Origin of the sequence: Rhodococcus sp. Q (assembly GCF_005503035.1) — a bacterium.
Classification (GTDB): domain Bacteria; phylum Actinomycetota; class Actinomycetes; order Mycobacteriales; family Mycobacteriaceae; genus Rhodococcus_G.
Map to the genome: position 1 here is coordinate 94,240 of NZ_SCOY01000014.1, position 23,499 is coordinate 117,738.

Consider the following 23,499-nt stretch of genomic DNA (forward strand, 5'->3'; position numbering starts at 1 on the left):
CATGAACCCTCGCGGGACGACGCGCACAGGGTCGAAGGTCCCGGCGACCGTGTGATCTCGGGAACTGCTTCTCTGCAACGTGATTCGCCGGACCCGGTTCGCGGACCCTACTCCAGGATCGGCGTGTCGATCGAGTCGACCAGCCACGTCTGCGCGAGTGCGTCGAGCGTGCCGTCCTGGTACAGCGCATCCACCGCCGCCGACGTGCACGGAGTGAGTGGACTGTTCTTCTCCAGTACCAGCCCGAAGAACTCGGTGACGGTGTTCGGCCGGGGGAACTGGCCGACCAGAATGCTGTCAGGGAGGTCCGATTCGGTGATCTGGAACCCTGTCGGAATGTCGACGACCAGTGCGTCGATCGTCCCTTCGGCGAGTGCGGTTTTCGCTTCGTCGGTCGTCTCGAACGCGACGGCCTCGTGCACGGGCCGGATGGTTCCCTCGATGGCGGCCAGGCTCGTCGATTCGACCTGGGCGCCGAGCCGGAACCCGGTGAGGTCGTTGAGGTTGCGCGCCATCGCCGCAGGGGACTTGGGCATCGCGACGATCGCCTGCGTGACCGCGTAGTAGGGGGAGGAGAAATCGACGGCTTCTCTGCGGTCCCCGACGATCGTCACCTGGTTGATGTCGAAGTCGAAGTCCTTGGGTCCCGGCGCGATCGCCTCCGCCCACGGCACCCGCTCGAACGAGATCTGCTCCGGTGAGTATCCGAGGCGTTCCGCGACCGAGCGCGCAACCGCACCTTCGAAACCCTTTCCGTTGGAAGGGTTGTCGTCGACGAACCAGGGGGAGTAGGCGGGCGTGTCGGTCGCGATCGTGAGCGTTCCCGGTCGGTGGGTCAGGCCGCTGTCCGGTCCGCAGTGGCCGACCGCGGACGTCGGGGGGAGTTTCGTGTGTGCACTCGGCATCGGCGTGGACGTAGCGGCTGTGCTGTCGGCCGACGTCGCGTCCGACGTCGAACAGGCAGCCAGCACCATCAGCGCGCTCAGGGTGAGCGGCAACAGGGTCATGGGGGCCGGTCCGGAACGGGGCACCCGGACATAGTGCCCCTGACCCGAGGTAGTGGCAACAGCGGGTGCGTATTACGGAACGCGGGACCCGCGCGTCTCGGACGACGCGTTCGCGGTCAGGCGAGGATACTGGCGGCAGGGTTCGGGAGGTGGCGATGCGCGAGGGCTGGGGCGGCGCCGAGGGCCGCGGTGATGCGGTCCTGACGACGTATCGATACCTCAGGCTGGCCACCGTCGTCCTCGTGGTGACACTCGGTGTCGCGCTGCTCCTCGCGACCGCGCGTTCCGGGTGCTGGCGGAACTCGATCAGTGCGTTCTATTACTCCTCGGCGCACAACGTCTTCGTCGCTGTGCTGTGCGCGCTCGGGGTGAGTCTCATCGTGTACAAGGGCAGTTCGGACACGGAGGATGTCCTGCTGAACCTGGCGGGGTTCCTCGCCTTCGTCGTCGCGGTGGTGCCGACGGTTCCACCGGACGCGGATGCGTGTGGCGCGGCGGAACGTGTGCTGACGGCAGGCTGGCCGGGCAGTGTCCGCGACAGTGTGTGGGCGATCCTGGTTGCGGGTGCCGTCGCGGAGGTCGCGGCGCTGGTGATCGCGCGCCGCACGGGCTCCGACCGGTCGCTGCAACCGGTGGCCCGCTGGGTGCGGACGGCGGGCTGGGTGATCGTGGCCGTCGGTGTGGGCTTCTTCGTGTTCGCGCCGGGGACCTTCGCCCGGCACGCCCACATGGTCGCGGCGGTGCTGGTGTTCGCGGGGATCATCGGGGTGGCCGTGGCCAGCGCGGTCTCGGCGTCGTACACCCCGGACGGTGCTCGGTATGCACAGATGTACCGGGCCGTCGCGACGGCCATGTTCGCGACTCTCGTCGCGGTGGTCGTCGTGCACCTCACCTTCCCGGATTGGGGCTACCTGGTCATCGTCACGGAGGCCCTGCTCGTCGTGGAGTTCGCCGCGTTCTGGATCGTCCAGACCGTCGAACTGTGGCACGTCGTCGACCGGACCGACCTCTATGAGGGAGGTGAAGCGCCGCAGATGCTGTAGCCCTGAAGGCCGTGAGCTGGGATTTCGTTTGTGCCCTCGGCAGGATTCGAACCTGCGACACCGGCTTTAGGAGAGCCGTGCTCTATCCCCTGAGCTACGAGGGCGTGGGGTCTGGACATGTGTCCGTCCCCGCTGCACTAGGCAGTGTAGCGGGGGGTGTCCGCCGCAACCCAAATGAAACAGTCTTGACGATGTTGTATCAGGTGGTATGTTAACGATAATTCACGCAGGGGCGAGGTGCGGGCGCGGGGGGTGTCCTCACCTGGGGGCCGCGAGAGTTGCTGGTGTGCTTACTTGTTCGCCACTGGGGGACCATCTGAGGAGGGGGCGGTATGCCTCGCAACTATGTCGATCTCGATGAAAACCGGCTCGACGACCGTCCGCGGCTGACGGCGGCGCAGACGCGCATCGCGATCACGAGCACGCGCAAACGCTGGATCCGCAAGAATCCCGACCTGACCGATGCGCTCGACTTCTGGTCGTTCGCCGGCGCCGCCGCGAACGTGGCCATGCAGATCGGCTGGCCCGAGGTCGCGTACGGCGTGATGGAGAGCAAGGTGACCTCCGGTGCGTTGATGCACCACCCGTGGAAGCGTGCCCGCACCACCACCCAGTACCTGGCTGTCGCGATCCTCGGGACGGACGCCGAACGTCTCGCGTACCGCGAAGCCGTCAACGGCGCACACCGGCAGGTGCGCTCCGACGAGAACAGTCCCGTGGGCTACAACGCCTTCAACCGCGAACTGCAGATGTGGGTCGCGGCCTGCCTGTACATCGGGTTCGAGGACTCGCACCAGCTGCTGCACGGCATCCTCCCGCCCGACGAACTCGAGCACTTCTACCAGCGGTCCTCGACGCTCGGAACCACGCTGCAGGTCACCGAGGAGATGTGGCCTGCGACCCGGGCCGACTTCGAGAACTACTGGAACGTCGCCTGCGAACGCGTGGTGTTCGACGACCGGACGAAGCAGTTCGTCGAGGACCTCGTCGACCTCCGCATGATCGCGTGGCCGATCCGGGCCCCCTTCCGAAACCTGCTGCGGTTCCTGACGATCGGGTTCCTTCCCCCGCTGTTCCGGGAGAAGCTCGAACTCGAGTGGACGGAGGACGACAAGCGTCGCTTCGAGCACCTCTTCATCTTCGTTTCATTCGTCAACAGGTTCCTGCCGAAATTCGTCCGTCACGGCGGCAGCTACGTGCTGATGCGGGACCTGCGTCGGCGAATCAGCAAGGGCTCCAACCTGATCTGATGGTCGCGCACGACGACGGGCTCGGGCCCGACACCCTGCTCTGGGAGTTTCTCGGTGACCGCCGGTTCCTGCTGGCGTTGCCACGGGCAGTGGGGTTGCAGATGCTGCATCCTGCGATCGCACGCGGTATCCGGGAGCACTCCCGAACGCCGCGTCACATCTGGATGCACGCCAGGCACACCGTTCCCCAACTTGTCGCGATCGCGTACGCCGACCGCGACCTGTCGTCGGTGATCCGCTTCGGGCACGAGGACGTCAAGGGGCGCGACGACCGGGGGACCCGGTACCACGCGCTCAACCCCGACATCTTCTTCTTTCAGCACGCGACCTACGTGGACACGCTGGTGACGATGGTCGAGACGTTCATCCGGCCGCTCGCCGCCGACGAGCGCGAGCGGCTGTACCGGGAGTGCTCGATCTGGTACCGCCGTTACGGGATCTCGACGCGGGCGATGCCGCAGACGTGGCCGGAGTTCGAGGAGTACTTCGGGGGCGCGTGCGCGGAGCTGCGCGTCGGCGACGACGCCGAGTACTACCGGAGTCAGGTGGTCCGCCCGGATCACTGGGTGGTGCGGTGGACACCGACGCCCGTCGTGGGCCGGCTGCTGCACCCACGGACCCGTGAACTGTTCGGTGTCGCGGACACCGGATCGGGCGCCCTCCATGCCTATGCGGCGTGGCGCAAGAGCATCGCGGCGCTCGGTCCCCGGCACCGCTGGGTCGACGTCGCCGAACGGGCCATGCGGCCGACGGGTCAGGCGGCAGGCGTCTCACTCGGCTGAGCCGCGACACCGCGGTGAAAACCCTTGAGATCGTAGAGACGCGTCACCACGAGGCCGAGGACCAGCCCGATCCCGAGCCCGATCGCCGTCATCGCGATGGCGTGGGTGAGGCCGGCCATGCCGCCGCCCCCGAAATACAGCAGGCTGCGAATCCCGATGAACACCTGGTGCATCGGTTCGAACTTCGCGAGCCAGCCGAAGAACGCCGGGGTCGCCTCGATCGGGAGCGTTCCACCTGCCGACGGCAGTCCGAGGACGATGAACACGATGAGGTTGATGATCAGACCTGCGCTGCCGAACACCGCGAGAACCGACATCGCGGTGATGCCGACCGCGGCGATCGCGAACGCCCCGTACATCCACAGTCCCAGCGCATTCGGCAGCGGCATCGACAGCAGGTGCGAGATCCACACGTACAGTCCCGACACGACCGGTGCGAGGATCGCCATCACACCCCACTTCACCGCGAGCGTCTGCAACCGCGAGATCTCCACCTTCGGGTTGTGCACGTAGCGAGGTCCGAATTCCGTTGGTGCGAAACCGAGCATCCCGTCGATCAGGGTGTTCACGATCATCGCGCCGGTGAAGCCGGCGAGAATGACCAGCAGTGCGTAGTAGAACGCCGACAGACCGTTTCCGGTGCCGTCGGGGAGCGGTTTGTACTGCACGGTCAGCGCATCGATCGGATTCATCAGCGTCAGCCGGGCCGCGCCGGCGACGGGAGTGTCGCCGACGGCGGCGGCCACCTGATCGGACAGCTGCGCGCCGACCTTCTCGTTGACTGCCGCCAGGGCGGGTTCGGTGATCGCTTCGGTGAGGCCCATCCCGAACGTCCCCGCCCGCGGGTTCGTGTAGACGGTGATGATCGGCTTCTCGACGTCACCGGGTACGACGCTCGACGAGGCGAGGATCATGAGCCGTTTCGTGAAGTCCGACGGGATCACGATCGCGCCGTACACCTCGGCGGAGTCGAGCATGGTCTGCGCCTGCCCGATACCGACCTGGCGTAGATCCACCTTGTCCGCGGGCACCCCCGACACGAGTCCGTCGACGATCTGATCGCCGATGTTCTCCCGGGTGTCCGACCCGGGTGCGACATCGCCCTCGTCCTGGTTGACGACGGCGATCGGGAAGTTCCGCAGGCTGCCCTTCGGGTCGAGGATGCTGCCCAGGTACAGCGCCGCGAGCAGCGACATGAGCAGCGTCACCACCACGATCGGCGCGGCCCAGAACAGCGGCTTGCGCAGTGTCGCGGTCCGCTCGCCCGGAGTCGTGGGTTCGGACGCTTCGTGCTTGGGCCAGGTCACGGTCGGCTGCCTCTCACTGCGGGGACGTGACGACGGGTGCGCATCAGCTGCTCTGCGCCCGCACCCGGTCGACGAGGTTCGTGACCAGGTCCGCGGACATACCGGGGGAGAAGGCGGTGAGTTTGGCGAGCGGGGCCGCCGCGATCATCTTCATCACGGCCGGGTCGAGGTTGCCGACGTCGCCGCCCGCTCCCGCCATCGCCTCCATGAGCAGCGGCCCGCCGACCGGATGCGCGAACCACTCGGCCAGGGACGACATCCCCGTCAGCGTCGGGGGAATCCCGTCGCCCGGCGAGGTGAACGTCGCGGTCAGGCGGTGGTCGCGCGACGACGCACCGACTCGGATCTCGAAGTCTCCGGCTTCGACCACCCAGCGGTGCTCACGCACCGACCAGAATGCGAACGCGCGGTCGTCCAGGGCAATCGTCACCCGCTCGGATGCACCCGGTGCGAGGTGGACCTTGGTGAACCCCTTGAGTTCGTGAACGGGCCGGTCCACCGACGACTCGATGTCCCGGACGTACACCTGCGGCACCTCCGCGCCGGCGCGGTCACCTGTGTTGGTGACCGTGAACGCGACGTCCAGTCCGGTCCCATTGGGTGTCAGCACGAGGTCGTCGTACTCGAAGGTGGTGTAGGACAACCCGAATCCGAACGGATAGGCCACGGGCGTGCCCATCGTGTCGTGGTAGCGGTACCCGACGTGGATGCGTTCGCCGTAGACGACGACGCCGTCCGACCCGGGGAAGTTCAGGTGGCTCGGGGTGTCCGCGAGCCGCAGCGGAACGGTCTCCGTCAGGCGTCCGGACGGGTTGGCGAACCCGAACAGCAGGTCCGCGATCGCGCTGCCCCCTGCCTGTCCCAGCAGCCAGCCCTCGAGGATCGCCTGCACGTCGTCCTGCCAGTCGGCGGTCGCGACGACGGCCCCGTTCGACAGCACCACCGCGACCCGGGGGTGCGCCGCCGTCACGGCGGCGAGCAGGGCGAGCTGGTTCGCGGGTATGTCGATGTCGGTGCGGTCGAAGCCTTCCGACTCGAATTCGCCTGGCAGCCCGAGAAACAGCACCACAGCGTCGGAGGACTCGGCCAGAGCCACGGCCTCGTCGACGAGCGCGCTGTCCGGGGCGCCGTCGAGCCGGAATCCGGGAGCGAATCTCGCCGGTGCACCTGTGAGGGCGGCGATCGCGTCGAGTGCGGAGTCGACCCGTGTGGGCACGACCTGAGAGCTTCCCCAGCCCTGGAACCGTGGAGTGCGGGCGAATTCGCCGATGACGGCGATCGAGTCGAGGTCGGCGACGTCGAGAGGGAGCATTCCCTCGTTCTTGAGAAGCACCGCCGACTCGGTCGCCGCGACTGCCGCGAGTTCGTGGTGCGCGTCGGCGTCGTAGGTGGCAGGTTCGGACGCGGCGACGGTGGTGCGGTCGATCAGCGTGAGCAACCGGTCGACGGCGTCGTCGAGGGCGGCTGCGTCGAGATCACCGGATTCGACTGCGGCGACGATCTTCTCGTTTCCGCCGGCAGCGGGCATCGTCAGGTCGACACCAGCGGCCAGTGCCCGGACCCGGTCGTCGACGGCACCCCAGTCCGACACGACGAGCCCGTCGAACCCCCACTCGCCGCGCAGGACATCGGTGAGCAGCCACCGGTTCTCGCTGACCTTGGTGCCGCGGAGGGTGTTGTACGAGCACATGACGGTCGTCGGCGCGGCGGTGGTGACGATCCGCTCGAACGCAGGGAAGTAGATCTCGCGCAGGGTCCGTTCGTCGACCTGGACGTCGATGCGCATTCGGTCGGTTTCCTGATTGTTGGCGGCGAAGTGCTTGAGCGAGGTGCCGACTCCACACGACTGGACGCCGCGCACCCACGCCGCGCCGAGCATCCCCGCCAGGTATGGGTCCTCGGAGTAGTACTCGAAGTTTCGCCCGCACAGCGGAGATCGGCGGATGTTCACGCCGGGGCCGAGGAGGACGGCGACCTTCTCGGCTCGGGCCTCGGCGCCGAGCGCGGTGCCGACCGTGTGGATCAGGTCGACGTTCCAGCTGGAGCCGAGACCGACGGCGGGCGGGAAGCAGGTCGCTGGGACGCTGTCGCCGAGTCCGAGGGCGTCGCCGCCCTCGGACTGTTTGCGGAGTCCGTGTGGGCCGTCGGTCAGCATGATCGACGCGATGTCGTGGTCGGGTAGCGCCACGGTGCGCCAGAAGTCGGCGCCGGTGGTGAGTGCCGCCTTGTCGCCGGTGCTGAGTGCCGCTTTGTCACCGGTGCTGAGCGCCGCTTTGTCACCGGTGCTGAGCGCCGCCGTGTCACCGGTGCTGAGCGCAGTGTTCTCGCCACTTCGTGGTTCGTGGTGTGCCATCGAGACGTCCACCTGTCCCTTCGCCGGGTCCCCGGATGGGCTGCTGGAGTCAGCCTAGGGCGGGAGTCCGGCCCGGACAGGACGACACCCCCGGTCGCGTCGGTGTGACCGACGCGACCGGGGGTGTCGTCGTGGTGGAACTATCGGGTGGTGACGGGGCCTTCGACCTCGGTGGCCTCGGGCAGCTCACGGCGGAGCTTCTCGCCCTCGATGTCGACGTTCGGCAGGATCTTGTCGAGCCACTTCGGCAGCCACCACGCCTTGTCGCCGAGCAGCGCCATCACCGCGGGGATGATGACCATGCGGACGATGAAGGCGTCGAAGAACACGGCGGCGGCGAGCGCGAAGCCGATCGACTTGATGAACGCGTTGTCCTCGAGCATGAACGCGCCGAACACCGAGATCATGATCAGTGCGGCAGCCGACACGACGCGGGCGCCGTGGCTGAAGCCGATCGTCATGGCCGACTTGGCGGATTCCCCGTGCACGTATTCCTCACGCATGCGGGTCACCAGGAACACCTGGTAGTCCATCGCGAGGCCGAACACCACACCGATCAGGAAGATCGGCATGAAGCTCACCAGCGGCTGCGGGTTCGCGATCAGGCCACCCCAGCCTTCCTGGAAGATCGCGACGGTGGCGCCGAACGTGGCGGCGACGCTGAGCAGGAAGCCGAGGGCCGCGGTCAGCGGAACCAGGATCGAGCGGAACACGAGCATCAGCAGGATGAACGCGAGTCCCACCACGATGATCAGGTACGGCACGAGTGCGGACAGCAGGCGGTCGGAGATGTCGGTCTCGAGGGCCGTCTGGCCGGTGACGCCGTAGTCGACGCCGATCTCCTCGGCCAGGACACTGCCGCCGTCGCGGATCGACTTCATCAGGTCGATGGTCTGCTGGTCTGCCGGGCCGCTGCCAGGGGTGACCAGGATCTGTGCGGTGTCGCCGTCCGGGTTCATCGCGACGATCTGCGCGTTGACGACGTCGTCCTGCGCGGAGATGGTCTCGACGACCCGGTTGAACGCCTGGTCGGCGGGAACCGTCGCCTCGCGGGCGTCGACGACGACGAGCAGGGGCGAGTTCCGACCGGGGCCGAAGCCCTCGGACACCAGGTCGTACGCCTGCCGCGAACTGGTCGCCGGGTCGCCGGTGGCCTCGCTCGGGAGAGCCAGCTTGAGGCCGGCGGCGGGTGCGGCGAGCAGGCCGAGCAGCACGACACCCGCGATCAGCGGGATGGCCGGCTTGCGGGCCACCCAGCGGGCGTAGCGGGTCGCGGGGCCGGGCACGGCGTCCTCGGCCTCCGGATCCGGAGCCTTGACGAACGGGATCCGGCCCGCGAATGCCTTCTTGCCCAGCAGTCCGAGGAACGCGGGGAGGAAGGTCAGCGCGACGAGGACGGCGACGAACACGGAGAACGCCGCGGCCATGCCCATGTCGCTGAGGAACTTGATGCCGACGACGCGCAGCGCGACGAGGGCGATGATGACGGTCAGGCCGGCGAAGACGACGGCGGATCCGGCGGTGCCGACCGCGCGTCCGGCGGCTTCCTCCCGGTTGCCGGTGACGGTCACCTCGTGTCGGAAGCGCGAGACGATGAACAGTGAGTAGTCGATCGCGACGGCGAGACCGATCATCACGGCCAGCGTCGGCGTCATGGATCCGAGTTCGGTGAAGCCGGTGGCGACGGTGATGCCGAGGCTGCCGATGCCGACGCCGATGATCGCGGAGATCAGCGGAAGGCCGGCTGCGACGAGCGAACCGAAGGTGAGCACGAGCACGATCGCGGCGACGGCCATACCGATCAGTTCCGCGCTGCCGCCGGGTGCCTCGGCCTGCTGGGCCGCGCTGCCGCTGACCTGGACGGTGAGGCCGGCATCCCGCGCGGTCTGTGCTGCGGCGTCGATCTGGTCGACGAGTTCGGGGGTGACATTGGAGAAGTCGCCGGTGAACGGCACCTCGACGTAGCCGACGGTCTTGTCCGGGCTCAGCGGGGAGAGCGCCTGCGCGTCGGCGGTCGCCTGGTCCAGTGGCTTGCCGGATTTCTCCGCCTGTGCCTTCGACATCTCGGCGAGCTGCGCGTCCGCGGTCACCGGGTTCACCAGCGCGCCCTGGGCGGCCTCACCCGTAGCGGTCGCCGGGTCGACCTTCGCGGCAGGCTCGACGAGTTCGATGCCGCGGACGTCGGCGAGCGCCGCGTCCATCGCGGCCTGGTTCTCCGGGCTGTCGAGTGTCTGCCCCTCGGGTGCGGCGAAGACGAACCGGGCCGAGATGGAGCTGAACGGATCCCTGCCGGAGGCCGGGAATCGTTCCGCCATCAGGTCCTGCGCCTTCTGCGCGGGTGTACCCGGAATGGAGAACGAGTCGTTGGTCGGGCCGGACAGGGTCGCGGCGCCGACGCCCATCAGGACGAGGATGGCGAGCCAGATCGACAGGACTGTGCCTTTGCGCCGGTAGGCGAACTTGCCGATCCGGTACAGGTAGGTGGCCATGGTGGACCCTTCGGTGCGGATGGTGCGAGGTATGGCGGTTGCGCTGGTCGGGACTGTCGGGAGCGGCTAGGGGACGGGCGGTTCGGGGGTGTTCGGCTGCGAGACCGGACGGGCCGGCGGCTGCGGGATGCCGGACCGCAGCATCTGGAACGCCTCGTGAACGATCGGCAGGGGCGTCTCGTGGCCGGTGTCGCCGTGCATCCACAGCTCGATCGCGGCCTTGCAGGCGGCTCCGGCCGTCATCTGCAGCAGGTTCGGGAAGAGGTCGGTGTCGACGTCGGTGCCGGTACGCGCGGCGATCGCCTCACCCAGAACCCGCGACACCCGGCCTTCCAACTGAAGCTTGCGGGCGATCAGCGCGGGGCTGGACTCGATGAGCGCCATCTCGGCGGCGATCACCTCGAGGTCGCGGACCGGGTCGTCGAGGATCGACTGCACGACCACTTCGAGGGAGTCCCAGATCGGCTCGTCGATCGGACGTTTGTCGAGTCGGGCGACCCACTCGGTGACGTCGGCTTCGATTCGGTAGAGGACGGCGTCCTCTTTCGAGGCGAAGTAGTTGTGAAAGGTGCGAGTCGAGACGCCGGCTTCGGAGGCGATCGCCTCCGCGGTCACCACGTCGAGACCGGACGCCACTGCGAGTCGCATCGCGGCATCGCTCAGTGCGACGCGGGTGGCGGCCTTCTTCTGGTCGCGGAGGCCGGGTTGGGTGCTCACCAAATCCACGGTACGGAAATTGCATGACCCTGCAAACTTGCAGAAGAGTGCAATTACTGTTCACTCCGCCACATGACTATGTCGATGGTGATCGACGTCACCATCGCTTCGGCCGCGTCGACCGGTCCCCGTTTGCGCTCGGCTCGGTCATACGGATTCCAAACAATCCTGCGTAGTGTCCTGAAGGGCAGTCCCACAGAGTCGATTGGAGTGTGCGGGTGCGCATCGGAACTCAGATCACCTACAGCGGCGGGTTCGCCGAGACCGTCGCCGAGGTCGCCGACCTCGAACGCGCAGGCCTCGACATCGCGTTCATGGCAGAGGCCTATTCCTTCGACGCGGTGAGCCAGCTCGGCTACCTCGCGGCGAAGACGACGACGCTCAAGCTCGCGTCGGGCATCTTCCAGATCTACACCCGCACCCCGTCGCTGATGGCGATGACGGCCGCCGGTCTCGACTTCGTGTCGGACGGGCGATTCGTGCTCGGCCTCGGCGCGTCCGGCCCGCAGGTCATCGAGGGCTTCCACGGCGTCAAGTACGACGCGCCGATCGGTCGTACTCGTGAACTCGTCGACATCTGCCGCCAGGTGTGGCGCCGCGAGAAGGTGCAGTACGACGGCAAGTACTACCAGATCCCGCTCCCCGCAGAGAAGGGTACGGGCCTCGGCAAGCCGCTCAAGCTCATCAACCACCCTGTGCGGGAAAGGATCCCGATCGTCATCGCGGCCCTCGGCCCGAAGAACGTCGAGCTGACCGCGGAGATCGCCGAAGGCTGGCAGCCGATCTTCTTCCACCCCGAGCGCGCGAAGGACGTGTGGGGAGAGGCCATCGCGAAGGGTGAGGCCAAGCGCGATGCATCCCTCGGCGACCTCGAGATCTACGCCGGTCCCGCACTCGCCATCGGTGACGACGTCGAGCACATGCTCGAGTGGATCAAGCCGCACCTCGCGCTGTACATCGGAGGCATGGGCGCCCGCGGCAAGAACTTCTACAACGATCTCGCCTGCCGCTACGGCTACGAGGCCGAGGCGAAGACAATCCAGGACCTGTACCTGGACGGGAAGAAGCAGGAGGCCGCCGCGGCGGTCCCGGACGAACTGGTCCGAGCGATCTCGCTGATCGGTCCGGAAGGGTACGTCCGCGAGCGCGTCGCCGCGTTCAAGGAGGCGGGCGCGACGACGCTCACCGTCAACGCGATCGCCCCCGACTCGACAGGCCGCATCGCGCAGATCGAGAAGCTGCGCGCAATCATCGACGCGTGAGCCGGGGTAGCCGGGCGAGCACCGGGGCGAACGCCTCGGCCAGCTCGCCCGGCACCGTCACCTCGTCGATCCCATGCCGGTCCTCGTAGGTCAGCAACGCCTCCGCTGCGCGGTCGGGGTCGGCGTCCAACACCCCGATTCCCCCGCCGTCCCGGATCCCGCGCGGAGTGAGGCCGTCGCGGCCCAACCAGGCGGGCATCAGGTCGCCGATCCCGACGACCGACAGGGTGAACGGCATTGTCGGCCCACACAACTCGCGGGCGAGGCCGACGGTCCGGGCCAATTCGTCCGCGGTGGTGGTGGGCCCCAACGCGAGTGCCACCCGATCGGCTGCGCGTCCCGCCGCAGCCAGCATCCGACGTCCGGCTGCCGACACCACGATCTCCGGTGCCGGATCGACGCCCTCCCGGACTGCTCCCACGGACTCCTCGACCTGCGCGATCCGCTCGCCGACAGTGCCCCACGGCATCGTGAGCCGATGCGCCTCGCCCTCGGCGTCCGGACGGCCCACGCCGATGCCCAGGTCGAATCGGCCACCCGAGAGTGATTGCAGTGCGCCGACTTCCCGCACCAGGGCGGCCGGGGTGCGCAGCGGCGCCGCGGCGACCCAGGTGCGCAGTCGCAGTCGTGTGGTCACCGACGCCGCGGCGGCGAGTACCGGGAACGGGGACGGTGTCCACAGCGTGTCCGGAGTGAGCACCGCGTGAAACCCCCAGTCCTCGAATCGTGTCACCCGGTCCGGCCACGCGGTGCCCATGCGGGGCGCCTCGACCACCGCCATCCTCATCGCCGGGTCTCCCTCAGCACGGCGAGGCGGGCCCGGTACTCGGCTTCGGTGACCTCGCCGCGGGCGTAGGCGTCGCGGAGGGTGGACTCGCCGTGCCTGCCGCGGCGCCTGCGCCCGAGCAGCACGACGGCGGCGATGACGATCAGCCAGAAGGTGATCGGGATCAGGACGAACCACGGGCCGACACCCCATCCCGGTCCCCAGTGGCCGTAGTTCTGGTCGGCCAACAACAGTGCGGTCTGTGCGTTCAATGTGTTCATGATGTCGAGCCTGCCGTCGCTCGGGCGTCGGGGCATCGGCCGCGCGGCGGCACCTCGGCTACGTCCGCCTGCGTACGGCGAGAGTGCAGATACCGCCGTGTTTCTCGGGTGCGGGCGACAGGAACTGCGCACTCAGCGCCGGCCGGGGCGCACCAGGCCGGACTCGTAGGCGAGGACGACGAGTTGGGTGCGGTCGCGGGCGCCGAGTTTGAGCAGGATCCGCCCGACATGGGTGCGGGCCGTGGCCGGGCTGAGCACCAGACGTTCGGCGATCTCCGCGTTGCTCAGTCCCTCCGCCACCAGTGTCATGACCTCGCGTTCGCGGTCGGTGAGCGCGGCGAGGACGGCAGTGTCGGGTGTGGGTTTCGTCCGGGCGGCGAATTCGGCGAGCAGTCGCCGGGTGACGGTGGGGGAGAGCAGCGCGTCACCCGCCGCCACCACCCGAACGGCCCGGACGAGGTCGGCCGGTTCGGTGTGTTTCACGAGGAACCCGGCCGCACCGGCACGGACGGCCTCGAAGACGTACTCGTCGATCTCGAAGGTGGTCAGCACCACCACCCGCACCGCGGACAGTTCGCTCCGAGTCGCGATCCGACGGGTGGCCTCGATACCGTCGAGTACCGGCATCCGGATGTCCATCAGCACCACGTCCGGTGCCTGCTCCACGGCCAGTCGCACGGCCTCGGCACCGTCGGCGGCCTCGCCCACCACCTCGATCCCCTCCTGTGCGTCCAGCAGTGCGGCGAACCCGGCCCGGACGAGGGCCTGGTCGTCGGCGACGACCACCCGAATCGTCACGACACACCGGATTCGTTGCGCAGCAGCGGAAGCCGGGCCAGGACCCGGAACCCTCCGCCGGGCCGAGGTGCGGCGGTCAGTGTCCCGCCGAGGGCGCGGCAGCGTTCGGTCATGCCGGTGATACCGGCTCCCGGGCGTGGCGGCTCCGTGATACGGCCGTCGTCGTCCACCTCCACTTCGAGTACCTCCGGCAGGAACCGCACCGTCACCCTGGCCGTCGTCCGGCCCGAGTGCCGGACGACGTTGGTCAGCGACTCCTGCACGATCCGGGCCGCCGCCAGGTCGGTGCCAGTCGGTATCGCTCGAGGATCGCCGGAAACGGTTGTCGTGACACCGATCCCGGCGTTGCGTGCGTGGGCGACGAGTCGGTCGAGGTCGGTGATCGACGGTGCGGGTGTCAGTGGTGCGGCCTCCGTGCCGTGCCGCAGCGACTGCAACATCGTGTGTACCTGGACCAGGGCGTCACGGCTGGCGTCCTTGATGGACGCGAGTGCGATACCGGCCTGTTCGGGTCGGCTGTCCAGGAGTTCCAACGCGACTCCGGACTGGACGTTGATCAGCGAAAGGCTGTGGGCCAGTACGTCGTGGAGTTCGCGGGCGATGTCGAGACGTTCGTCGCTGGCTCGACGGAGACGTTCCTCCTCGGCGACGCGCGCAGCGTCACGTTCCCGCGCTCGCCTGGCCCGGATCGCCTCCCGGCGCTGCCGGACGACCTCGGCCACCGCGATGAGTGTGAGCAGCCACGCGCCGATCCCGACCGCGGTCGCCGTCGACGGGACCGGTTCCCCCGTGGCCCACGGGACGCCCCACACGATGACGGCGTACCCGACCGCCGGCAGCGCGTACATCGGCCACCGACGGTATCGGGGAGCGGCGGTGAGGAACGCGACGACGAGAGGCAGGAAGATCGGGCCGAGACCGTAACCTCGGAGCACGAACACCAGGGCCGCCGCGCCGGTGACCGTGAGCACGGTCAGTGGTGCGGCCCGCCGCCACAGCAGCGCGCCCGCTGCGACCGCAACGAGCACGAAGGCGAGGGCGTCGAGCGGGTGGGCCGGATGCCCGTGTCGCGAGGCTCCCAGCGTGCCCGCCGTCGCCACGACACCAACCACGCCCGCGATGGCGCAGTCGACGGCACGGGAACCCATGACGCCAACCTAGACCCGGATCGACGGTGTGGCATCGTCCCGCAGGCGTACCGCCGGATACGTATCGCGATTGCGGTGCGTCGTCAGTTGCCCGGCCTGCGCCTGCCGAGCAGCCAGCCCGCGACCCAGCCGATCGCGAACACGACCAGCAGGACCAGCCACAGTGGGGCGTCGACGGTGAACCATGCCAGCGAGATGCTGGCCGTGGCGGTGTTCTGGAAGATGAAGATCACGGCCAGCACCACCAGTACCAGTGCCAGCCAGCGGCCCGGCGTCATCCGGGACAGCAGCGATCTCTTCTGGGTCGTCGAATCGGTCATCGTCACGCTCCTCACTGGAAACGCCCAACCGGATTCGGTTGTGTCCTCAACAGTAGGAGCCACCTGGAGGAATCGCCAGGTGAGAGCCGTCGGCCGGCTTCGACGTGACGGATGCGATGCCGACACGGGGACCTTCGACCCACGCGGACCCGGCGGGGAGCGGGGACAATGGGCACGACAGCGTTGTCGGTCGAATTGAGGAGCAGCATGAGTGCAAGCAAGCCCGTCGTGGTCGGTGTGGACGGATCGGACGCGGCATCGACCGCAGTGGTGTGGGCCGCCCGGACGGCAGCGGCCCGCAAGCTTCCGCTGCTGCTGGTTTCCGTCGTGCACGTGCCGGCCTACTACTACAGCGAGCCCTACCTGGTTCGGGGCTACGGCGACGACCTGAAGAACGCCGGACGCGCGCACCTCGACAGCGCCGAGGTTCTCGCGCGCGAGGCCGTCGACGAGACGATCGAGATCGACACGAAGCTGCACGAGGGCCGCATCGCGGAGGTGCTGCTGCAGTACGCCCCGGGCGCGTCGGTGATCGCGCTCGGCAGTCGGGGGCTCGGCGAGCTCAGCGGCGCCGTCCTCGGATCGGTCGCGCGGGCCGTGGCGGCGCACTCGACGACGCCGGTCGCGGTCGTACGTGGGCGCACCCTCGACGGCCACGCCCCGACCGAGGGTCCGGTCGTCGTGGGTATCGATGGATCCGAGACCAGTGCCGCGGCAACCGAAGTCGCCTTCAAGGAAGCGTCCGCCCGCAACGCGCAGCTCATCGCGGTCAATGTGTGGAGCGATGTGTCGGTGCAGCCGTCGCTCGGCGCGACCGAGGACGATCCGCACTGGAGTGCCATCCAAGCGGCCGAGGAAGCCGTGCTCTCCGAGCAGCTCGCAGGCCTGATCGAGCAGTACCCCGACGTCCCGGTGCAGCGGGTCGTCCGCCGTGACCGGCCGGTCCGGGTGCTGAGCGAATTCTCCGAGCAGGCGCAGCTTCTCGTCGTCGGCAGCCGCGGTCGCGGTGGATTCAGGGGAATGCTGCTCGGGTCCACGAGCGCGGCACTGATGAGCACGGCCGACTGCCCGGTGCTGATCGTGCGCCCCGGCGGACCGGCCGAGTAGTCGCTACCCGTGAACGAACGCGGGGCCGGTGCCGATGGGCACCGGCCCCGCGTTGTGGATGCGGTCGTGAGATGGCGTCACCCGAATTCGTCGAGTCCGCCCGCGCGCAACTGTGCCCACACGTCGGCGGGGTGAACGCCGCGGCGGACGGCGTCGTTCTCGATCAGCACGCCGAGCAGGACCGAGTTCAGGAAGGCAAGCGCATCCGGGTCGTGCCGCGCACACTTCGCCTCCGCCCACGCGGTCACATTGCCGCGCTTGGCTGCTGCCGCCATCGTCAGCGCGGTCTCGAACAGCGCGCGGGTGTCCGTGTCCGGTAGTGCCTGGCTCGGGTCGTCCATGAGGGCCGTCATCCGACCGGCACCTTGCCGCGCGCCGCTGCGCGTGCCAGCGCGCGGTCCCTGGCCTCCTCGAACCGCTGCGCATCGGCACGTAGTCCGGTGAGCAGCTCGTCGAGTTCCTCGCGCAGTGACTCCGCTTCGCCGGTGAAGTCGTTGCGCTCGAAGATTTTCCAGGTTCGAAGTACGGGCAGCACGACGTCGTCGAGGTGCTGGCGCAGGTCGTAGATCCCGCCCTTCGCGATCAGTACGGCATTGCGCCGGAATGCGGGCATCGTCGCGCCGGGCATCTGGAAGTTGTCGAGGATCTTGACGATCGCGCGCATCGCCTGTGTCGGTGCGAGGTCGAGCGCGGCGCCGGTGATGTTGCGGTAGAACATCATGTGCAGGTTCTCGTCGGCGGCGACCCGGCCGAGCATGCGGTCGGCGATCGGGTCACCGCACGCCCTGCCGGTGTTGCGGTGCGAGACCCGTGTCGCGAGTTCCTGGAAGGTCACATAGGTGACGGCATCGAGCAGACCCTCCTGCAGGTCGGGATTGAACCCGGACGTCATGTGCGCCATCCGGGCGTTCTCCAACGCCACCGGGTCGACACCGCGCGTGACGACCAGGTAGTCGCGCATCACCACGGAGTGCTTGTTCTCCTCCGCGGTCCACCGGCCGACCCAGGTGCCCCACGCGCCGTCACGGGAGAAGTTCTCCGCGATCACCCGGTGATAGGACGGCAGGTTGTCCTCGGTGAGCAGGTTGGTGATCATGGCAGCCTTCGCGACATCGCTGAGCTGTGACTGCTCGGGATCCCAGTCGACACCGCCGAGGGCGGCGAAGTTGCGGCCGTCGTCCCAGGGCACGTAGTCGTGCGGATGCCAGTCCTTCGCCATCGCCAGGTGCCGGTGCACGTTCTCCTCGGCGACGGGTTCGAGTTCGTGGAGTAGTTCGAGCTGGGTCAGTTCGCGCGTCACAGTCCGTCCCCGTTCGCGTCAGTGGTGTCACTGTCACCGTCGCCGAGGGGGGTACCCGGTCGATAGTGCCGAAAGTCCCGATGTGCTGGGATCGACATATGACGACACGCCTGTTCCTGGTCGACGACCACGAGATCGTCCGCCGCGGCCTGGTGGATCTCCTCGGCGCGGCGCCCGACTTCACCGTCGTCGGTGAGGCGTCGAGCGTCACCGAGGCGCTCGCGACCGTCCCCGACGGCGGGGTGGACGTCGCCGTGCTCGACGTGCGGTTGCCGGACGGGTCCGGGGTCGAACTGTGTCGCGAGCTCAGGTCGCGGACGCCGGGCCTGCGGTGCCTGATGCTGACGTCCTACTCGGACGACGAGGCGCTGTTCGACGCGGTGATGGCCGGCGCCTCCGGTTACCTGCTCAAGCAGATCCTGGGTACCGACCTGATCGCCGCCGTCCGGACCGTGGCTTCGGGCGGTTCGCTCCTCGACGACCGCGCGACCGCAGCGGTGCTCGCCCGGATCCGGTCGCAGCGAAGCCAGACCGGGGTGATCGAGGAGCTGACCGATCAGGAGCGTGCGGTGTTCGAACTGATCGGCGAGGGCCTGACGAACCGGGAGATCGGCGCCCGGATGCACCTGGCCGAGAAGACCGTCAAGAACTACGTGTCGCGCCTGCTGTCGAAGCTGGGTATGCAGCGCCGCACGCAGGCGGCGGTGCTGGCGACCGAACTGAAGGGCAAGCCCGGCACCAAGTGGTGAGGCCGTGTCACCCGGCCTGCGGCAGGTGGTGCCGCAGCAGGACACCGAGTTGGGTGCGGGCGTCGTCGAAGGGCTCGCTGGACTCGAGGGCCCGGGACTGCACGATGGCGCCTTCGATCGCGGAGAGCAGCAGCCCCGCCGTCGACCGCGCGGTCGCGTCCGCGACACCTGCGGCGGCGAGACCGGCCGCGAGTCGGGCCGTCCACTCGGTGAACGCCTGGCCGGCGGCGGCCTGGACGGCGGAGTCCGGTTCGTCGAGTGCGGCGGCCATCATGAACGACCCGAGGCGGTAGTCGCTGGACTCGAGGGGTTCGCGCCAGAACGCGAGGAGGTCGTCGAGCCACTGCTCGATCGAGGGGGCGGTGGGCAGGGCGTCGGCCATGACGGCGAGGTGCGACTGCACGAGCCGGGACACGATCTTCGTCGCGGTCTCCACGAGTTGGCCTTTTCCGGCCGGGAAGTGCTGGTAGAGCGAGTTTCGTGACGCGTTGCTCCGCTTGAGCAGTTCGGTCAGGCCGGCCGCGTTGACCCCGAGTTCCTGCACCATCGTGATCGTGGTGGAGAGCAGGCGAGCGCGTGGTCGTGCCGTGGTCATCCGAATGCTCCCGATGTTTGTCTGCGGAAATCTTGTGTGGACCGATCGGTTCATGTTAGACACGGACATGAACCGATCGGTTCATCTGGAGAGGATGCCATGCCTGCGAAGATCGCCACAGCCAATCCCGTCACCAACACGGCCCTTCTCGGCCTCGGGGTGTACCGACCGAGGCGCGTCGTCCCCAACGCCGAGATCGTCGACCGAATCGACTCCTCCGACGAGTGGATCAGGACCCGATCCGGCATCACCGCCCGACGCTGGGCCGACGCCGACGAGTCGATCGTCTCGATGAGCGTCGCGGCGGCCCGCGACGCGCTGCAGGCCGCCGGGCTCGCCGCCGACCAGATCGACGCGGTCGTTCTCGCCACCTCGTCGCAGATGGTGCTGGGCCCGTCCGCGGGCGCGGTCGTGGCCACCGAACTCGGCATGCACGACACCGCCGCCTACGACGTCTCGGCCGGCTGCGCCGGATTCTGCTACGCACTCGGCAACGCCGCGAGCCTCGTCCGGGCCGGCCAGGCGCGCCACGTGCTGGTGATCGGTGTGGAGCGGCTCTCCGACCTGCTCGACCAGAGCGACCGCACGTGCGCGTTCATCTTCGCCGACGGTGCAGGCGCCGTCGTCGTCGGTCCGTCGGACGTCGAGGGGATCGGGCCCGTCGCGTGGGGTTCCGACGGCAGTCAGACCGCTGCGATCAAGCAGGACAAGGATTTTGCGCAGTACTTCGCGGAGGTCGCCGCGGTTGCCGACGGAGCCGAGCTGCCGGAGCGGCCCTACATCCGGATGAACGGGCCCGCCGTGTTCCGCTGGGCCGTCACCTTCCTGGAGAAGGCGTGCCGCGCCGCGCTCGAGAAGGCGGGCGTCGGTGTCGAGGACCTGGACGCCTTCGTGCCGCACCAGGCCAACAGCCGGATCACCGACGCCCTCATCCGTACCCTCGGCCTGCCCGAGGGGGCTGTCGTCGCCCGCGACATCGTCGAATCCGGAAACACCAGCGCCGCATCGATTCCGATGGCGATGGAGGAGATCCTCAGGTCCGGCGCGTCCAAGCCCGGCGACACCGCGCTGCTGCTCGGGTTCGGTGCCGGACTCGCCTACGCGGGGCAGGTCGTCCAGCTGCCGCCGATCAACTGAGCATCGCCTGGCGGGTGTCCTCAGTCGAGAGGTGCCCGCCAGGTGATCGTGGTGCCCGACCCCGGAGTCGACTCGACGTCGAATCGGCCGCCGCACGCCGCGGCCCGCTTGTCCAGATTGGCGAGCCCGCTCCGGGATTCGGTGCCGGACAACCCCACGCCGTCGTCGGCGACGGCCACGACGAAGTAGTCGCCCGCGGACACCGTCACCGTGATCGCCCGAGCGTTCGCGTGGCGCCGGGCATTGGAAAGTCCCTCGCGCAGAACGGCTTCGGCGTGCGACGCGATCGATTCGGAGGCGAGTGTGTCGATCGCGCCGGAGAACTGCACCGACGGCGTGACGTCCGCGGTGAGCTCGCCGATCACGTCGAGCAGGCGTCGGCGCAGCCCCGCGGGCACGGTGGACTCGGCGGACTGCAGGTCGAAGATCGTGGTGCGGATCTCGCGGACCGTCCGGTCGAGCTGTTCGACGGAGCGGGTGAGCACCTCCGACATCCGGCCCTCCGCGGCGCCCAGCACCGACTGCAGACTCATCCCGGTGGCGAACAGTCGCTGGATGACGTTGTCGTGCAGGTCGCGGGCGATGCGATCGCGGTCGGCGAGCACGTCCAGCAGTCGCTGCTGACGCTGCTGGTGAGCGAACTCGAGCGCCACCGCCGCCAGATCGGCCATCGACGCAAGCCGCTGCAGCTCGTCCGGATCCCACTCCTGCTCGCCGGAACGGGCGGTGACCACCAGCGCGCCCTGGACGTGTTGCGGCCCCGACACCGGAAGCGTCGCGGCCCGTCCTGCGCCGGAGCTGAGCTGGGCGAAGTCGACATCCTGGCCGACGGCGAGGTCGGGATCGGTGGTGGCGGAGACGCTGCTCGCACCGTCAACGGTGTCCACGATGGTCACGACGTCGGCCGAACTGAGCTCCCGGATCCGCCGCACCAGCAGGTCGAGGGTCTCCGGTACCGACCCGCCGACCAGCAGGCGTGAGGTGATCGACGACATCGCCGTCAACCAGCGTTCCCGGACGAGGGACTGCTCGAACAGGCGGGCGTTGTCGATCGCGAGTGCCGCGGACTCGGCCAGCACGGTGAGGATCGTCTGGTCCTCGTCGGTGAACTCGGGCCCACCCCGCTTCTCGGTGAGATAGATGCTGCCGAAGGCCTGGCCGCGCACGATGATCGGCATGCCGAGGAAGCTGTGCATGGGCGGGTGATCGGGTGGGAATCCGACCGAGGCGGCGTGCGTGGCCAGTTCGCGGATCCGTACCGGACGCGGATCGTTGATCAGCAGCCCGAGTAGTCCGCGGCCCTCCGGCAGGTGCCCCATCGTCGACCGGGTGGCGCTGTCGATGCCCTCGTACACGAACTCCGACAGGCCGCCGCCGGGTGCGCGGACACCGAGCGCGCCGTACCGGGCACCGAGTAGTTCTGTCGCGGCCCGGACGATCCGCTGCAGGGTGGTGTCGAGGTCGAGACCGGCACCGACGACCAGCACGGCCTCGAGGAGGTCGCGCAGGGTGTCGCGCGAGGTGACCGACTCGCCGAGACGACGGTGCACCGTGTCGAGCAGTTCGTTCAGGCCGGATGCGGGATCGTCGACCATGTCCACGAGCCTACTTGGGGTCGGAGCCGTCGGAGGGAGCCGGGTCGGTCCCTGCCGGCGAGACGACGCGGACGGGGCAACGGCGGTGCATCCGGGACGCGAGTCGGATACCGGTCGATCACATCACGCATTCATGCCGATGTCCTCCTGTGCCGCTTCTCCTTCCGCGGGAATGACCACGAGCGGGTAGACACCGTTCTCGTCGTGCACCTCCCGGCCGGTGACGGGCGGGTTGAAGACGCACAGCATCCGCATCTGGGTGACGGGTTCGACGCGGTGCCGTTCGTGGCCGTCGAGCAGGTACATGGTGCCGGGCCGCAACTGGTGCACCTCCCCGTTGTCGAGGTCGGTGATGATGCCGTCGCCTTCGATCAGCCAGACCGCCTCGACGTGGTTGGCGTAGTGGAACTCGTTGACCGAGCCCGCGGCGATGGTGGTTTCGTGGAACGAGAATCCGACGCCGTCGCCCGCGAGGACGATGCGCTTGGAGCGCCAGTTGCCGTCGGCGCTGGTGATGTCGCGGTCGGTGTCGGTGATCTCGTCGATGGTCCGCACGATCACGGCTGGTTCTCCTGTTCTCGGCACACGGCCGCTACTGCTCCGGTCAGAATGCGCAACCCCAGATCGAGGTCGTCGGGGGAAATCGTCAAGGGTGGAAGGAGTTTCACGACCTCGTCGGACGGGCCGGAGGTCTCGGTGAGCAGACCCGACTCGAAGGCCGCCGCGCACACCCGCCCCGCCATGTCCGGCTGATCGAACGCGAGGCCGCGCACGAGTCCGCGACCCCGCGTTCGCACCCCGTCGAAGCACTCGGCCAGCGCGGTGAGCGCGGTGTTCACCTGCTCGCCCTTCTCGAGGACCGATCTGCTCAGTGCGTCGTCGGTCCAGTACTGCTCGAGGGCGGCGGTGGCGGTGACGAAGGCGGGGTTGTTGCCGCGGAAGGTGCCGTTGTGTTCGCCGGGGGTCCAGACGTCGAGTTCGGGTTTGAAGAGGGTCAGGGCCATGGGGAGGCCGTAGCCGCCGATGGATTTGGAGAGGGTGACGATGTCGGGGGTGATGCCTGCGACCTCGAACGAGAAGAAGGGTCCGGTGCGGCCGCAGCCCATTTGGACGTCGTCGACGATGAGGAGGATGTCGCGGGTGTGGCAGAGGTCGGCGAGGGCGCGGAGCCATTCGGGGCGGGCGACGTTGACGCCGCCTTCGCCTTGGACGGTTTCGACGATGACGGCGGCGGGTTTGTTGAGGCCGCTGCCGGAGTCGTCGAGGACGCGTTCGAACCAGTGGAAGTCGGGGGTTTCGCCGTCGAAGTAGTTGTCGAAGGGCATGGGGGTGGAGTGGACGAGGGGGATGCCCGCGCCTGCTCGTTTCATGGAGTTGCCGGTGACGGAGAGGGAGCCGAGGGTCATGCCGTGGAAGGCGTTGGTGAAGTTGACGATCGATTCGCGTCCGGTGACCTTGCGGGCGAGTTTGAGTGCGGCTTCGACGGCGTTGGT

23 protein-coding genes and 1 tRNA gene are annotated in these 23,499 nt (G+C 68.5%); 7 read left to right on the forward strand and 17 right to left on the reverse strand.

Annotation, left to right across the window (positions count from 1 at the left end; all coding sequences use genetic code 11):
- Positions 1-107: 107 nt before the first annotated feature.
- Positions 108-1,007: an ABC transporter substrate-binding protein gene (locus tag FFS72_RS15295; protein ID WP_137874736.1), complete on the reverse strand. Its 900-nt coding sequence runs from the start codon at positions 1,005-1,007 to the stop codon at positions 108-110.
- A 149-nt stretch (positions 1,008-1,156) separates the two neighbouring features.
- Here FFS72_RS15295 and FFS72_RS15300 point away from each other — a divergent pair, with 149 nt between their 5' ends.
- Entirely contained in the window at positions 1,157-2,050 is an 894-nt protein-coding gene (locus FFS72_RS15300; protein WP_137874737.1) for a hypothetical protein, read from the forward strand.
- Positions 2,051-2,081: 31 nt separating this feature from the next.
- On the opposite strand, the gene FFS72_RS15305 is transcribed toward FFS72_RS15300, so the two are convergent.
- Positions 2,082-2,154, reverse strand: a tRNA-Arg gene (locus FFS72_RS15305).
- A gap of 228 nt (positions 2,155-2,382) precedes the next feature.
- On the opposite strand from FFS72_RS15305, the gene FFS72_RS15310 reads away from it, so the two are divergent.
- The gene (locus FFS72_RS15310; RefSeq protein ID WP_137874738.1) at positions 2,383-3,300 is read left to right on the forward strand and encodes an oxygenase MpaB family protein; all 918 of its coding nucleotides are present in this window, start codon (positions 2,383-2,385) and stop codon (positions 3,298-3,300) included.
- Positions 3,300-4,082, forward strand: coding sequence for an oxygenase MpaB family protein (locus FFS72_RS15315; protein ID WP_137874739.1), 783 nt, complete (start codon positions 3,300-3,302; stop codon positions 4,080-4,082). Before FFS72_RS15310 ends, FFS72_RS15315 begins: the two co-directional genes overlap by 1 nt.
- On the opposite strand, the gene FFS72_RS15320 is transcribed toward FFS72_RS15315, so the two are convergent.
- From FFS72_RS15320 to FFS72_RS15335, 4 genes are all read right to left on the reverse strand, one after another.
- Entirely contained in the window at positions 4,055-5,389 is a 1,335-nt protein-coding gene (locus FFS72_RS15320; protein ID WP_137874740.1) for a YhgE/Pip domain-containing protein, read from the reverse strand. The two genes, FFS72_RS15315 and FFS72_RS15320, sit on opposite strands and share 28 nt — an antisense overlap.
- A 43-nt stretch (positions 5,390-5,432) precedes the next feature.
- Entirely contained in the window at positions 5,433-7,742 is a 2,310-nt protein-coding gene (locus tag FFS72_RS15325) for a glycoside hydrolase family 3 C-terminal domain-containing protein (RefSeq protein ID WP_137874741.1), read from the reverse strand.
- Positions 7,743-7,882: 140 nt separating this feature from the next.
- Positions 7,883-10,231: an MMPL family transporter gene (locus FFS72_RS15330; RefSeq protein ID WP_137874742.1), complete on the reverse strand. Its 2,349-nt coding sequence runs from the start codon at positions 10,229-10,231 to the stop codon at positions 7,883-7,885.
- A 66-nt stretch (positions 10,232-10,297) separates the two neighbouring features.
- Positions 10,298-10,948, reverse strand: a complete 651-nt coding sequence (locus FFS72_RS15335; RefSeq protein ID WP_137874743.1) for a TetR/AcrR family transcriptional regulator — start codon at positions 10,946-10,948, stop codon at positions 10,298-10,300.
- Positions 10,949-11,160: 212 nt separating this feature from the next.
- Here FFS72_RS15335 and FFS72_RS15340 point away from each other — a divergent pair, with 212 nt between their 5' ends.
- Positions 11,161-12,210 (forward strand): LLM class F420-dependent oxidoreductase, encoded by a 1,050-nt coding sequence (locus FFS72_RS15340; protein ID WP_283235418.1) that lies wholly within the window; start codon positions 11,161-11,163, stop codon positions 12,208-12,210.
- Here the strand turns inward: FFS72_RS15340 and FFS72_RS15345 are convergent.
- The 5 genes from FFS72_RS15345 to FFS72_RS15365 form a co-directional block, all read right to left on the reverse strand.
- Complete coding sequence (locus tag FFS72_RS15345) at positions 12,197-12,997, reverse strand: LLM class flavin-dependent oxidoreductase (RefSeq protein WP_137874745.1); 801 nt, start codon at positions 12,995-12,997, stop codon at positions 12,197-12,199. The two genes, FFS72_RS15340 and FFS72_RS15345, sit on opposite strands and share 14 nt — an antisense overlap.
- The gene (locus FFS72_RS15350) at positions 12,994-13,257 is read right to left on the reverse strand and encodes an SHOCT domain-containing protein (protein ID WP_137874746.1); all 264 of its coding nucleotides are present in this window, start codon (positions 13,255-13,257) and stop codon (positions 12,994-12,996) included. The genes FFS72_RS15345 and FFS72_RS15350 overlap by 4 nt, the downstream gene beginning before the upstream one ends.
- A 132-nt stretch (positions 13,258-13,389) precedes the next feature.
- A complete protein-coding gene (locus FFS72_RS15355) occupies positions 13,390-14,055 on the reverse strand; it encodes a response regulator (RefSeq protein WP_137874747.1) in 666 nt (221 codons plus the stop codon).
- On the reverse strand, positions 14,052-15,203 hold the full coding sequence (locus tag FFS72_RS15360; RefSeq protein ID WP_137874748.1) for a sensor histidine kinase: 1,152 nt from the start codon (positions 15,201-15,203) through the stop codon (positions 14,052-14,054). The genes FFS72_RS15355 and FFS72_RS15360 overlap by 4 nt, the downstream gene beginning before the upstream one ends.
- A gap of 83 nt (positions 15,204-15,286) precedes the next feature.
- Positions 15,287-15,523: a LapA family protein gene (locus FFS72_RS15365; RefSeq protein WP_137874749.1), complete on the reverse strand. Its 237-nt coding sequence runs from the start codon at positions 15,521-15,523 to the stop codon at positions 15,287-15,289.
- Positions 15,524-15,730: 207 nt separating this feature from the next.
- Here FFS72_RS15365 and FFS72_RS15370 point away from each other — a divergent pair, with 207 nt between their 5' ends.
- Positions 15,731-16,630, forward strand: a complete 900-nt coding sequence (locus tag FFS72_RS15370; RefSeq protein ID WP_137874750.1) for a universal stress protein — start codon at positions 15,731-15,733, stop codon at positions 16,628-16,630.
- Positions 16,631-16,707: 77 nt separating this feature from the next.
- Here the strand turns inward: FFS72_RS15370 and FFS72_RS15375 are convergent, their stop codons facing one another.
- Both FFS72_RS15375 and FFS72_RS15380 read right to left on the reverse strand, forming a co-directional pair.
- The gene (locus FFS72_RS15375) at positions 16,708-16,983 is read right to left on the reverse strand and encodes a hypothetical protein (protein WP_137874751.1); all 276 of its coding nucleotides are present in this window, start codon (positions 16,981-16,983) and stop codon (positions 16,708-16,710) included.
- Complete coding sequence (locus FFS72_RS15380; RefSeq protein ID WP_137874752.1) at positions 16,980-17,930, reverse strand: acyl-ACP desaturase; 951 nt, start codon at positions 17,928-17,930, stop codon at positions 16,980-16,982. Before FFS72_RS15380 ends, FFS72_RS15375 begins: the two co-directional genes overlap by 4 nt.
- 98 nt (positions 17,931-18,028) lie before the next feature.
- Between FFS72_RS15380 and FFS72_RS15385 the strand changes: the two genes are divergently transcribed.
- Positions 18,029-18,679 (forward strand): response regulator transcription factor, encoded by a 651-nt coding sequence (locus FFS72_RS15385; RefSeq protein ID WP_137874753.1) that lies wholly within the window; start codon positions 18,029-18,031, stop codon positions 18,677-18,679.
- A gap of 7 nt (positions 18,680-18,686) precedes the next feature.
- Here FFS72_RS15385 and FFS72_RS15390 read toward each other — a convergent pair whose 3' ends face one another.
- Positions 18,687-19,274, reverse strand: a complete 588-nt coding sequence (locus tag FFS72_RS15390) for a TetR/AcrR family transcriptional regulator (protein WP_137874754.1) — start codon at positions 19,272-19,274, stop codon at positions 18,687-18,689.
- 99 nt (positions 19,275-19,373) lie between these two features.
- On the opposite strand from FFS72_RS15390, the gene FFS72_RS15395 reads away from it, so the two are divergent.
- Entirely contained in the window at positions 19,374-20,411 is a 1,038-nt protein-coding gene (locus tag FFS72_RS15395; protein WP_137874755.1) for a beta-ketoacyl-ACP synthase III, read from the forward strand.
- A 20-nt stretch (positions 20,412-20,431) separates the two neighbouring features.
- Here FFS72_RS15395 and FFS72_RS15400 read toward each other — a convergent pair whose 3' ends face one another.
- The 3 genes from FFS72_RS15400 to FFS72_RS15410 all read right to left on the reverse strand — a co-directional run.
- A complete protein-coding gene (locus tag FFS72_RS15400) occupies positions 20,432-22,006 on the reverse strand; it encodes a GAF domain-containing sensor histidine kinase (RefSeq protein ID WP_137874756.1) in 1,575 nt (524 codons plus the stop codon).
- A 123-nt stretch (positions 22,007-22,129) separates the two neighbouring features.
- Complete coding sequence (locus FFS72_RS15405) at positions 22,130-22,567, reverse strand: ectoine synthase (protein WP_137874757.1); 438 nt, start codon at positions 22,565-22,567, stop codon at positions 22,130-22,132.
- Positions 22,564-23,499: diaminobutyrate--2-oxoglutarate transaminase (locus FFS72_RS15410; RefSeq protein ID WP_137874758.1), on the reverse strand; the 936-nt coding region annotated here is incomplete at its 5' end. The genes FFS72_RS15410 and FFS72_RS15405, both read right to left, overlap by 4 nt.